Genomic DNA, 11,553 nt, shown 5'->3' with positions numbered 1-11,553 from the left:
GGTTCAGGCGGTGGCGCTCGGGGCCGGAACCTGGGCGATCGCGGGAGCTGGCCGCATGCCCGGGGAGACGGTCAACACTTCGAACCCGGTTTCGGTCACCAGCACAGTGTGTTCCCATTGAGCGGACAGGCTGCGATCCTTGGTCTTGATGGTCCAGCCATCGCCCATCGCGCGAATTTCACGGCGGCCGGAATTGATCATTGGCTCGACCGTGAAAATCATGCCGGCCTTCAGTTCTTCCAGCGTTCCGGGCCGGCCGTAATGCAACACCTGCGGCTCTTCATGGAACACCTTGCCGATGCCATGGCCGCAGAATTCGCGTACCACGCTGTAGCCGGCTTTTTCAGCATGCTGCTGGATTACATGGCCAATGTCGCCAAGATGTGCGCCCGGCTTGATCTTGGAAATACCCAGCCACATGCATTCGAAGGTGATTTCCGACAGCCGGCGAGCCAGGATCGACGGCTCGCCGACGGCGAACATGCGGCTGGTGTCGCCGTGATAGCCGTTCTTGATCACGGTGATGTCAATATTCAGCACATCGCCATTCTTCAGCACCTTGTCGCCCGGTATGCCGTGGCAGACGATGTCGTTGAGCGAGATGCAGGTTGCTTTGGGGTAGGGCGTGTAGCCCGGCGGGCAATAATTCAGCGGGGCCGGGATGCTGTCTTGCACATTCACCATGTAATCGTGGCAGAGCCGGTCCAGCTCTTCGGTGGTGACCCCGGGCTTGATGAAGGGCTCGATGTAGTCGAGTACTTCTGCCGCCAACCGGCCTGCAACCCGCATGCCGGCGATGTCTTCTGCTGTTTTGATGGAGATGGAGCCCATGTGATACACCTAGTCTGTCAAGATGCAATTATAGACGACCGGCACGGTATTCGTCGCCGCCTGGAAGGCAGGTCTTGAACCGGAAGGGGTAATTGTATTAGAATCACGGGTTCGCCTGGCATGGTGCTGGGCGGAGCAACGAAAATCGCGACTCCGGACACAAAGGGTGCCGCCCTGCAAGCAGCTCGATGCAGGCGGTCACAGTCCGGATTCAAGACCCAACCCTGGAGAAAGTAATGTCAGTCACCATGCGTGAAATGCTGGAAGCCGGCGTCCATTTCGGACATCAGACCCGCTTCTGGAACCCGAAGATGGCCCCCTACATTTTCGGTCATCGCAACAAGATCCATATCGTCAACCTGGAAAAAACCCTGGGCATGTACCAGGAGGCGATGAAGTACATCCGTCAACTGTCGTCCAATCGCGGCACCATCCTGATGGTCGGCACCAAGCGCCAGGCACGCGAGCTGATCGCAGCCGAAGCGCAACGCGCCGGTGTTCCTTACGTCGACCAGCGCTGGCTCGGCGGCATGCTGACCAACTTCAAGACGATCAAGACCTCGATCAAGCGCCTGAAGGACATGGAAGCAGCGATCGCTGACGGCTCGGTTGAGAAGATGAGCAAGAAAGAAGGCCTGATGTTCCAGCGCGAGATGACCAAGCTGCAAAAGGCCATCGGCGGCATCAAGGACATGGGCGGCGTTCCGGATGCGATCTTCGTGATTGACGTCGGCTACCACAAGGGCGCCATCACCGAAGCCGCCAAGCTGGGCATTCCGGTCATCGGCGTTGTCGATACCAACCATACGCCAGAGGGTGTCACCTACGTGATCCCGGGCAATGATGACTCGTCCAAGGCCATCGCCCTGTACGCCAAAGGCGTGGCTGACGCGATCCTCGAAGGCCGTTCCAGCTCCACCAGCGAGTTGGTCGAAGCCATCAAGGGCGGCGCAGACGAATTCGTCGAGGTCGACCAGGCCTGATGCCGGCCGCTTCGAAAGAAGCGACCTCGGCGAAAAAGGGGCAGTGTGCCCCTTTTTTTCAAACAGATTCTCGTTGCCGGGCGCTGCGCGCCGGGCAACCAAACCAGTACAGGAGAGAAAAAATGGCAGCAATTACTGCGGGAATGGTAGGCGAACTGCGCGCCAAGACCGACGCACCGATGATGGAATGCAAGAAGGCGCTGACCGAGGCCGACGGCGATATGGTCCGTGCCGAGGAAATCCTGCGCGTCAAGCTGGGCAGCAAGGCTTCCAAGGCATCTTCCCGTATCGCCGCAGAAGGCGTGGTCACTGCTTTCATCAGCGGCAATGTCGGCGCACTGATCGAAGTCAACTGCGAAACCGATTTCGTCACCAAGAACGACGATTTCCTGAAGCTGGCCAATGACCTGGCCCGCCTGGTCGCTGAAAAGAACCCGGCTGACGTCGCCGCCCTGTCGGCACTGCCGATCGATGGCGACACCACGGTCGAGCAGCTGCGCACGGCGCTGGTTGGCCGTATCGGCGAGAACATGTCAATCCGCCGCTTCAAGCGCTTCGATTCCGGCTCCAAGCTGGTGTCTTACCTGCACGGCACCCGGATCGGCGTGATCGTCGAGTACGAAGGCGCCGATGAGCAGGTTGGCAAGGATGTTGCCATGCACATTGCTGCCATGAAGCCGGTAGCGCTGTCGTCCGACGCAGTTCCAGCCGACCTGATCGAGAAAGAGCGTTCGGTCGCTTCGCTGAAGGCAGCGGAATCGGGCAAGCCGGCCGAAATCGTGACCAAGATGGTCGAGGGTTCGGTCCAGAAATTCCTGAAGGAAGTGTCGCTGCTGAACCAGTCGTTCGTCAAAAACGACAAGCAGACCGTCGAGCAAATGCTGAAGGCCACCGGCACATCGGTGAAATCCTTCGTGATGTTCATCGTCGGCGAAGGCATCGAGAAAAAGCAGGACGACTTCGCTGCCGAGGTGGCAGCGCAAGTGGCTGCCGCCAAGCAGGCGTAAGCAGTCAGGATCAGGAAAAGCGGGCCGCAAGGCCCGTTTTTTCGAGTAGTTGCGATTGCTTACAAGGCTTTCCAGAAAGAATGCCCCGTTTTAAGCCCAAGCAAGTCGCAGGAAAGTAAAATGTCCGATAATTCCGGGACTTTGCATAGTCAAGGTCCCAAATCCACCGGAACACAGGAGCCAGAACCGATGTCAAAAGCCGCCTACAAGCGCGTCCTCCTCAAACTCTCCGGTGAAGCGCTGATGGGCGATGACGCCTACGGCATCAACCGGGTGACGATTGACCGGATGGTGGCAGACGTGGCGGGTATCGCGGCGATGGGTGTGGAGCTGGCTATCGTGATCGGTGGCGGCAACATCTTCCGCGGCGTGGCCCCCGGCGCCCAGGGAATGGACCGTGCCACCGCCGACTACATGGGCATGCTCGCCACGGTGATGAACTCGCTGGCGCTGGCCGACGCCATGCGCCAGGCTGGCCTGACCGCCCGCGTCATGTCGGCGATCGCCATCGAGCAGATCGTCGAACCCTACGTCCGTCCCAAGGCGCTGCAATACCTGGAAGAAGGGAAGATCGTGGTGTTCGCTGCCGGTACCGGCAACCCGTTCTTCACGACCGACACCGCCGCCGCGCTGCGCGGTTCGGAGATTGGCGCCCAGATCGTGCTGAAAGCGACCAAGGTCGATGGCGTCTACAGCGCCGACCCCAAGAAAGATCCGCACGCTACCCGCTACGCCACCATCACCTTCGACGAGGCCATCGCCCGTCACCTGGAAGTGATGGACGCCACCGCATTCGCGCTGTGCCGCGACCAGAAACTCCCGATCAAGGTGTTCTCCATCACCAAGCCCGGCGCGCTGCAACGCGTGATCCTGGGTGAGGATGAAGGCACCCTGGTCCACGTTTGAACCCAGAAAATCACGCCCTGCAATTGAGGAGAGCCGCATGACGATCGCCGACGTCAAAAACAGCACTGAAGAAAAGATGCACAAGTCGATTGAGACTCTCAAGTCGAATCTGTCCAAAGTCCGCACCGGACGCGCCCATCCTGGCATCCTGGACCATGTCCAGGTCGATTACTACGGCACGTCGACCCATATAAGCCAGGTGGCCAACGTCACGCTGCTGGACGCGCGCACCATTGGCGTGCAGCCATGGGAAAAGAAAATGGTCGCCGCGATCGAGAAAGCGATCCGTGAATCCGATCTCGGCCTGAACCCCGCCACCCAGGGCGACATCATCCGCGTGCCGACTCCGGCCCTGACCGAGGAGCGCCGCAAGGAGATGGTCAAGCTGGTCAAGAGCGAAGCCGAGGATGCCAAGATCGCCGTGCGCAACATCCGCCGCGATGCGAACGAAAGCCTGAAGAAACTGGTGAAGGACAAGGCGGTTTCCGAAGACGACGAGCGACGCGCACAGGACGAGGTGCAAAAGCTGACCGACAAGTTCGTTGCCGAAATCGACAAGCTCGCCGCCGAGAAGGAAAAAGAGGTGATGAAGGTTTGACGGATCGTCTCCTGCGCGCCGTTTTGCCGTTTCCCCACAATCTGGCCCAAACCACATGACGCATTCCAGTTCGACCCAGGTAATACCGCTGGTAACGGCCGTGCCAAAGCATGTCGCCATCATCATGGACGGCAATGGCCGCTGGGCCACCAGCCGCTACATGCCGCGGGTGGCGGGCCATGCCAAGGGCGTTGAAGCGGTCAGGACCATCGTCGAAGCCTGTGCGGCCCGCGGCGTGCAGTTCCTGACGCTGTTTGCCTTCAGTTCCGAAAACTGGCGCCGTCCGGCCGATGAAGTATCGGTGCTGATGCGCCTGTTCATGACCGCGCTGGAGCGCGAAGTCGCCAAGATGCACGCCAACGATATCCGCGTGAAGGTGGTTGGCGACCTGTCGCGCTTCGACAAGCGGCTGCAGGAGATGATCGCGGTGGCGATGGCCAGGACCGCTGGAAACCGCGGCCTGACGCTGACGATCTGCGCCAACTATGGCGGCCGCTGGGACATCCTGCAGGCAATGAAGAAGCTGGTCGCATCCGGTGGCGCAGCCGCCGACTTCACCGAGGAAGACCTGGCGCAGCACCTGTCGATGGCGTACGCGCCCGAGCCCGACCTGTTCATCCGTACCGGGGGCGAGGAGCGCATCTCCAATTTCCTGCTCTGGCAGCTGGCCTATACCGAGTTGTATTTCACTGACACTTACTGGCCTGATTTCGACGGCGAAGCGCTTGACCTGGCGATTGCTTCGTACCAGCAGCGGGAACGCCGCTTCGGACGTACCAGCGAGCAGCTGGTCGAATCCAAGAAGGCTTCCTGATGCTCAAGACCCGTGTCATCACCGCCGTCGTGCTGCTGGCTATCTTGCTGGCGGTGGTGTATTCGCAATCCTTCCTCGCATTCGTGCTGGTGCTGGCTGCCTTCCAGGCCGCCGCCGCCTGGGAATGCATGCGGCTGTTCGGACTACGGCGGCCATTGCTGGGGGCTGCCGTCTGGACCGGCGTGTTACTGCTGGTGCTGGTCCAGTTTCGTCCGGACCAGACGCAGATCCTGTTCGCGCTGTGCGTGGCCTTGTGGGCCTTGCGCTTCGCGCCCGCGCTCGGGCTCGGCCTGCCGCCGGCGTCCGGCATCGGCAGCCGGTTGCTGGCCCTGACCTATTCAATTGCAATCCTGGGCTGCTTCACCGCGCTCGACACGCTGTACCGGATGTCCGGCCTGTACCTGTTTTCCGTGATGGCGCTGGTCTGGGCCGCCGATATTGGCGCCTATTTTTCCGGCCGCGCATTCGGCCGCCACAAGCTGGCACCCTCGATTTCACCCGGCAAGACTTGGGAAGGAGCGGTCGGCGGGCTGCTCAGCGTGCTGTTGCTGGGCGTGCTGGCAGCCTCGCTGCCGTCCCTGGCGGATACGTTCCCGGCTGCGGTGCAGCGGCAGTGGGGCTGGGCCGGCGCCGGCGTGGTGCTGGCGCTGATCACCGTGGCCAGCGTCGTCGGCGACCTGTTCGAATCGCAACTCAAGCGACGCGCCGGGATCAAGGACAGCAGCAACCTGCTGCCGGGCCATGGCGGCGTGCTGGACCGGATCGACGCGCTGATTCCCGTGCTGCCGCTGGCGGTCCTGCTGAGCGCGCGCCTTTGAGCCTATCCTGATGCAACGCATTTCCATACTGGGCGCCACTGGCTCGATCGGCGAATCGACGCTGGACGTGATCGCCCGTCATCCCGAGCGCTATCAGGTGCATGCGCTGAGCGCCAATTCCAAGGTTGAGAAGCTGGCCGCGCTGTGCGAGCGGTTCCGGCCGGCGGTGGCCGTGGTCGGCAGCGCCGATGCGGCGGCCCGCCTGTCGACGCTGCTGCGCGAACGCCGCCTGCCGACCGAGGTCGCATGGGGCGAGGAAGCGCTGTGCCAGATCAGCAGCGGCAATGAAACCGATGTGGTGATGGCGGCCATCGTGGGCGCAGCCGGGCTGGCGCCGACGCTGGCCGCTGCGCACGCCGGCAAGAAGGTCCTGCTTGCCAACAAGGAGGCGCTGGTCATGTCCGGCCAGCTGTTCATGGATGCGGTGGCCGCCAGCGGCGCGACCCTGCTTCCCATCGACAGCGAGCACAATGCGGTATTCCAGTGCCTGCCGGTCGGTTACCAGCGGGTGCCGCAAGGGCACGGCATTGCAAAAATAATGCTGACGGCTTCCGGCGGGCCGTTCCTGCAACGCGACGTCGCCACCCTGGAAACGGTCACGCCGGAAGAAGCGGTCGCCCATCCGAAATGGGTGATGGGGCGTAAGATATCGGTCGACTCCGCCACCATGATGAACAAGGGGCTGGAAGTGATCGAGGCGCACTGGTTGTTCGGCGCCTCTGCCGACCAGATCGAGGTGGTGATCCATCCGCAAAGCGTGATCCATTCGATGGTGTCCTATATCGACGGCTCGGTCCTGGCGCAGCTGGGCAATCCGGACATGCGAACGCCAATCGCCCATGCGCTGGCCTGGCCGGAACGCATTGCGTCCGGGGTGGCGCCGCTGGATCTGGCCGAGATAGCGCAACTGCGCTTCGAACGCCCCGATCTCGGGCGTTTTCCCTGCCTGAAACTGGCGTATGATGCCCTTCGGACTGGCGGCAGCGCGGCGACGATACTGAATGCGGCCAACGAGGTTGCAGTGGACGCATTCCTTGATCGTCGCATCGGATTTCGCACCATCGATCGCCTGATCGCCACCGTAATGGAACGCCTGCCCGCCGGGCCAGTGACCGACATCGGGAGCTTGCTGGAACAGGACGAGCTGGCGCGCGAGACAACCCGGGCACTTATCCGAACGATGCCAACCATCCGGTCGACCTCATCATGATGCTGATCCAGACAGTACTGGCTTTTCTCGTCGTGCTTGGCACGCTGGTCGTGGTGCATGAACTTGGCCATTACCTTGCGGCGCGCTGGTGCGGCGTCAAGGTGCTGCGATTCTCGGTCGGAATGGGACGGATCGTCTGGTCGCGCCGCTTCGGCCGCGACCAGACCGAATGGGCGCTCTCGGCGCTACCGCTGGGCGGCTACGTCAAGATGCTGGATGCCCGCGAGCAGGACCTGAGCAAGATCGCGCCCGCCGACCTTGCCCGCGAATTCACCCGGCAATCCGTATGGCGCCGGATCATCATCGTCGCCGCCGGTCCGCTGGCCAACTTCCTGCTGGCGATCCTGGTTTTCGCCGGTCTCTACATGTACGGCATTCCGGAGCCGACCGCCCGCCTGCGGGCAGCGCCGGCTCATAGCGCGGCGGCCCAGGCCGGCGTCCAGGCCGGCGACCTGGTCACCCGGGTCAACGGCCAGGCGGTCGATTCCTGGTCCACCCTGCGCTGGAAGATGATCGACCTCGCGGTCGACCGCGAGGTCGCCCGCATCGAGGTGATGCGCGCCGACCCGCAACGGCCGGGCGCCAGCCGCACCGAGGAACTGCGCCTGCGCACGGACATGCTGAGCGTGGCCGACCTCGAGGGCGATTTCCTCGGCAAGCTCGGGCTCGACCTGGCCCGCCCGGCAGCCGTTCTGGGCCGCATTGGCGCCGACGGCCCCGCGGAGCGCGCCGGACTGCGCAGCGGCGATGCCATCACGGCGATCGATGGGCGACCCGTCGCCGACGCCGTGGCCTTCGTCGAATCCGTGCGCGCTGCACCGGGGAGGGCGCTGACGCTCACCGGCCTGCGCCAGGGCCAGCCGTTCACGCTCAGCGTGACGCCGGCCCCGGTGTCCAAGGACGGCAAGACATTCGGACGGATACAGGCCGAGGTGCCGATGGCGCCCGAGATGGCGGTCAGCAGCTCCGGCCCGATCAAGGCGCTCGGACAGGCGGTAGTCAAGACCTGGGATACCAGCACGCTCACCCTGCGCATGCTCGGCAAGATGCTGGTCGGCGAAGTCTCGTGGAAGAACATTACCGGCCCCATCACGATTGCGGACTACGCGGGCCAGACCGCGCGCATAGGCATCATCAGCTTCCTCAGCTATATCGCCTTCATCAGCATCAGCCTTGGGGTGATGAATTTGCTACCCATCCCCGTTCTGGACGGGGGGCTTTTGCTGTATTATTCAGTCGAAGTTTTGACCGGGCGACCAGTATCCGAACGATTCGGCGAGCTGGCGCAGCGTGCGGGTATCGGGATACTGATGACGCTGATGATGGTCGCCATGTTCAACGACATCGTGCGGCTCATCTCCTGAGTCGCATCTGGCTGCTGAGCGCGGCTGGCGGTGCGACCGGGCAGCCGCTGCCATCGGTACGCGATCATTACATAACAAAAGCCAATGAACTTTCCACTCCAGCGCCTGCCTCTGCCTCTTCAATTATCCCGCCGTATCGTCGCCGCTGCTGCCTTCGCACTATGTTCCGGCCCCGCGCTGGCGGTCGATCCTTTCGTCGTCAAGGACATCCGGGTCGAGGGCATTCAACGTACTGAAGCCGGGACCGTATTCAGCTACCTGCCGGTGCGGGTCGGCGATACCTTCAACGACGAAAAGGGCGCAGCCTCCATCAAGGCCTTGTACGCCACCGGCTTGTTCAAGGATGTGCGCATCGAAGCCGAAGGCAATGTGCTGGTAGTGCAGGTCGAGGAGAGGCCTTCGATCGCCGCCGTCGAATTCTCCGGCACCAAGGAATTCGACCGTGACACGCTGGTCAAGGCGCTCAAGGAAATCGGCCTGGCCGAAACCCGCATCTACGACAAGGCGCTGCTCGACCGCGCCGAGCAGGAACTGAAGCGGCAATACCTGTCACGCGGACTGTATGGCGCGCAGATCACGACCACGGTGACGCCGATCGAGCGCAACCGGGTCAACATCTCGTTCGCCGTCGACGAGGGCACGGCTGCCCGCATCCGCGAGATCAATTTCGTCGGCAACAAGTCATTCAGCGAAAAAGAACTACGCGCCATGCTGAAGCTGACCACGCCGGGATGGTTCACCTGGTTCAGCAAGTCAGATCAGTATTCCCGGCAAAAACTGACCGGCGACATCGAAGCCATCCGCTCGTTCTACCTCAACCGCGGCTACCTCGAAATGCAGATCGAGTCGACCCAGGTGTCGATCACGCCGGACCGCAAGGATATCTATGTCACCTTCGGCATCAGCGAAGGCGAGAAATTCACCGTCTCCGACATCAAGGTGGAAGGCGAAACGCTGGGACGCGAAGAAGAACTGCGCGCGCTGATCGAACTGAAAAAAGGCGAGGTCTACAACGGCGAGAAGCTGCAAGGCAGCATCAAGAAGATCACCGAGCGCATGGGCAACTTCGGCTATGCCTTCGCCAACGTCAATGCCAGCCCCGAGATCAACCGCGAGAAGCGGGAAGTCGCCTTCACGGTTCTGGTCGATCCCGGCAAGCGCGTCTATGTCCGCCGCATCAATATCGCCGGCAATACCCGCACCCGGGACGAAGTCGTGCGCCGTGAATTCCGGCAGTATGAAAGCTCCTGGTACGACGGCGACAAGATCCGGCTGTCGCGCGATCGCGTAGACCGCCTGGGCTATTTCACCGAAGTCAACATCGAAACACCGGAAGTGCCGGGCACGCCCGACCAGGTCGACGTCAACATGACCGTGGCCGAGAAGCCTACCGGCGCCATCACCATCGGCGCCGGCTTCTCGTCCGACGAGAAACTCACCCTGCTCGGATCGATCTCGCAGCAGAACGTGTTCGGCACCGGCAATACGCTCAGCGTCGACGTCAATACCAGCCGCCGCTATCGCACCCTGGCGCTCTCGCAGACCAATCCGTACTTCACCGACGATGGCGTCAGCCGCACCTATGAGGTGTTCCTGCGCACGGTTCGTCCGCCGCTGATCTACAACGGCGATTTCCGGGTCCAGACCCTGGGCGGCAATATTCGTTTCGGCGTTCCGTTCACCGAAGTCGACCGTGTGTTCTTCGGCGTCGGCTACGAGCGTACCGAGGTCAACACCTATTTCAACAGTCCGGCGCTGTACCAGAAGTACACCAACGATTTTGGCAATGGTACCGACGCCCGCACCAACAGCTTCCCCTTCACGGTTGCCTGGCAGCGTGACAACCGCGACAGCGCCCTGATCCCGACCACCGGCCGCTACCAGCGCGCCAACCTCGAGGTCGCGCCAGCCGGTTCGCTGCGTTACTACCGGACCACCTACCAGCAACAGTATTTCCGGCCGATGAACGCGGCCCGCACTTCGGTACTGGCGCTGAATGGCGAGGTCAATTACGGCAAGGGGCTGTTTGGCCAGACTTATCCGGTGTTCAAGAACTACTTCGCTGGCGGCATCGGCTCGGTGCGCGGCTTTTCCGGGTCATCGCTGCAGGTGAGTCCGGTGACCGGTGTCGATCCGACCGGCGGCCAGGCGCGCCTGATCGCCAACGCCGAATTGCAGTTCCCGGTACCGGGCGCCGACCGCACCTTGCGCTGGTTTACCTTCTTCGACGCCGGCCAGGTGTTCAACCTGGACGCCGGAGAAAAAATCCAGACCGCCAACCTGCGCTATTCTGTCGGCTTGGGCATAAGCTGGATTTCGCCAGTCGGACCGCTGAAGCTCAGCTTCGGTTCGCCGCTTAACGCAAAAGACGCCGACCGGAAACAGGCATTCCAGTTCCAGCTGGGAACAGGTTTCTGATTTCCGGCCTCTGATTTCCGGCGGAATTTTCGTCACATTGATTACAGTACATAGCAACAGATACGGAGAGAATCTTGATGTCATCACATAATCTCAAGAAATTGTTCGCGATTTTCGCCGCGTCCACATGCCTGATGGCTGACGCCGTCGCCCAGGACGGCAAGATCGGTTTCGTCAGCACCGAGCGGATTTTCCGCGATGCTGCGCCGGCCAAGGCGGCCACCGCCAAGATCGAGCAGGAGTTTTCCAAGCGCGAGAAGGAATTGCAGGACATCGCCAGCCGTATCAAGAGCATGTCCGAGAAACTGGACAAGGATGCGCCTGTGCTATCCGAATCGGACCGCAATCGCCGCCAGCGCGAGCTGGCCGATCTCGACAAGGATTTCCAGCGCAAGCAGCGTGAATTCCGTGAAGACCTGAACCAGCGCCGCAACGAGGAACTGTCCACCGTGCTTGAACGCGCCAACCGCGTGATCAAACAGATCGCCGAGGCCGAGAAGTACGACATCGTGTTCCAGGAAGCGGTGTACGTGAATCCGCGTCTCGACATCACCGACAAGGTGATCAGGACGCTGAACAACAGCAAATAACGGGCAGGGCCCGC

The 11,553-nt window shown here is 61.8% G+C and carries 11 protein-coding genes; 10 read left to right on the top strand and 1 reads right to left on the bottom strand.

Annotation, left to right across the window (positions count from 1 at the left end; translation table 11 throughout):
• Positions 1–3: 3 nt before the first annotated feature.
• A complete protein-coding gene (map, locus tag FVE66_RS07670) occupies positions 4–831 on the bottom strand; it encodes a type I methionyl aminopeptidase (RefSeq protein ID WP_151446808.1) in 828 nt (275 codons plus the stop codon).
• Between the two features lie 236 nt (positions 832–1,067).
• Here map and rpsB point away from each other — a divergent pair, with 236 nt between their 5' ends.
• From rpsB to FVE66_RS07620, 10 genes are all read left to right on the top strand, one after another.
• The gene (rpsB, locus tag FVE66_RS07665; protein ID WP_151446807.1) at positions 1,068–1,814 is read left to right on the top strand and encodes a 30S ribosomal protein S2; all 747 of its coding nucleotides are present in this window, start codon (positions 1,068–1,070) and stop codon (positions 1,812–1,814) included.
• Positions 1,815–1,936: 122 nt separating this feature from the next.
• The gene (tsf, locus tag FVE66_RS07660) at positions 1,937–2,821 is read left to right on the top strand and encodes a translation elongation factor Ts (protein ID WP_151446806.1); all 885 of its coding nucleotides are present in this window, start codon (positions 1,937–1,939) and stop codon (positions 2,819–2,821) included.
• Positions 2,822–3,010: 189 nt separating this feature from the next.
• Entirely contained in the window at positions 3,011–3,727 is a 717-nt protein-coding gene (gene pyrH, locus FVE66_RS07655; RefSeq protein ID WP_151446805.1) for a UMP kinase, read from the top strand.
• Positions 3,728–3,764: 37 nt separating this feature from the next.
• Positions 3,765–4,325, top strand: a complete 561-nt coding sequence (gene frr / locus FVE66_RS07650) for a ribosome recycling factor (protein ID WP_151446804.1) — start codon at positions 3,765–3,767, stop codon at positions 4,323–4,325.
• Positions 4,326–4,380: 55 nt separating this feature from the next.
• On the top strand, positions 4,381–5,139 hold the full coding sequence (gene uppS / locus FVE66_RS07645) for a polyprenyl diphosphate synthase (RefSeq protein ID WP_151446803.1): 759 nt from the start codon (positions 4,381–4,383) through the stop codon (positions 5,137–5,139).
• Positions 5,139–5,957: a phosphatidate cytidylyltransferase gene (locus tag FVE66_RS07640; protein WP_151446802.1), complete on the top strand. Its 819-nt coding sequence runs from the start codon at positions 5,139–5,141 to the stop codon at positions 5,955–5,957. Before uppS ends, FVE66_RS07640 begins: the two co-directional genes overlap by 1 nt.
• Before the next feature lie 10 nt (positions 5,958–5,967).
• Positions 5,968–7,167, top strand: a complete 1,200-nt coding sequence (gene ispC / locus FVE66_RS07635; protein WP_151446801.1) for a 1-deoxy-D-xylulose-5-phosphate reductoisomerase — start codon at positions 5,968–5,970, stop codon at positions 7,165–7,167.
• Positions 7,164–8,531: an RIP metalloprotease RseP gene (gene rseP, locus FVE66_RS07630; protein ID WP_151446800.1), complete on the top strand. Its 1,368-nt coding sequence runs from the start codon at positions 7,164–7,166 to the stop codon at positions 8,529–8,531. The genes ispC and rseP overlap by 4 nt, the downstream gene beginning before the upstream one ends.
• 84 nt (positions 8,532–8,615) lie before the next feature.
• On the top strand, positions 8,616–10,949 hold the full coding sequence (bamA, locus tag FVE66_RS07625) for an outer membrane protein assembly factor BamA (protein WP_151446799.1): 2,334 nt from the start codon (positions 8,616–8,618) through the stop codon (positions 10,947–10,949).
• 77 nt (positions 10,950–11,026) lie between these two features.
• On the top strand, positions 11,027–11,539 hold the full coding sequence (locus FVE66_RS07620; protein ID WP_151446798.1) for an OmpH/Skp family outer membrane protein: 513 nt from the start codon (positions 11,027–11,029) through the stop codon (positions 11,537–11,539).
• Positions 11,540–11,553 lie beyond the last annotated feature (14 nt).

The sequence above is a fragment of the Lacisediminimonas profundi genome (genome assembly GCF_008831265.1).
In the GTDB taxonomy this organism is placed as follows: domain Bacteria; phylum Pseudomonadota; class Gammaproteobacteria; order Burkholderiales; family Burkholderiaceae_D; genus Lacisediminimonas; species Lacisediminimonas profundi.
The sequence above is the reverse complement of the archived record's forward strand: the minus strand, read 5'-3'. Positions and strand labels throughout refer to the sequence as shown.

What these genes read in the sequence shown, in the direction of transcription:
- uppS (WP_151446803.1), top strand. Translation starts at nt 4,381, where the DNA reads ATGACGCATTCCAGTTCGACCCAGGTAATACCGCTGGTAACGGCCGTG.
- rseP (WP_151446800.1), top strand. Translation starts at nt 7,164, where the DNA reads ATGATGCTGATCCAGACAGTACTGGCTTTTCTCGTCGTGCTTGGCACG.
- FVE66_RS07620 (WP_151446798.1), top strand. Translation starts at nt 11,027, where the DNA reads ATGTCATCACATAATCTCAAGAAATTGTTCGCGATTTTCGCCGCGTCC.
- bamA (WP_151446799.1), top strand. Translation starts at nt 8,616, where the DNA reads ATGAACTTTCCACTCCAGCGCCTGCCTCTGCCTCTTCAATTATCCCGC.
- map (WP_151446808.1), bottom strand. Translation starts at nt 831, where the DNA reads ATGGGCTCCATCTCCATCAAAACAGCAGAAGACATCGCCGGCATGCGG.
- frr (WP_151446804.1), top strand. Translation starts at nt 3,765, where the DNA reads ATGACGATCGCCGACGTCAAAAACAGCACTGAAGAAAAGATGCACAAG.
- tsf (WP_151446806.1), top strand. Translation starts at nt 1,937, where the DNA reads ATGGCAGCAATTACTGCGGGAATGGTAGGCGAACTGCGCGCCAAGACC.
- pyrH (WP_151446805.1), top strand. Translation starts at nt 3,011, where the DNA reads ATGTCAAAAGCCGCCTACAAGCGCGTCCTCCTCAAACTCTCCGGTGAA.
- rpsB (WP_151446807.1), top strand. Translation starts at nt 1,068, where the DNA reads ATGTCAGTCACCATGCGTGAAATGCTGGAAGCCGGCGTCCATTTCGGA.
- FVE66_RS07640 (WP_151446802.1), top strand. Translation starts at nt 5,139, where the DNA reads ATGCTCAAGACCCGTGTCATCACCGCCGTCGTGCTGCTGGCTATCTTG.
- ispC (WP_151446801.1), top strand. Translation starts at nt 5,968, where the DNA reads ATGCAACGCATTTCCATACTGGGCGCCACTGGCTCGATCGGCGAATCG.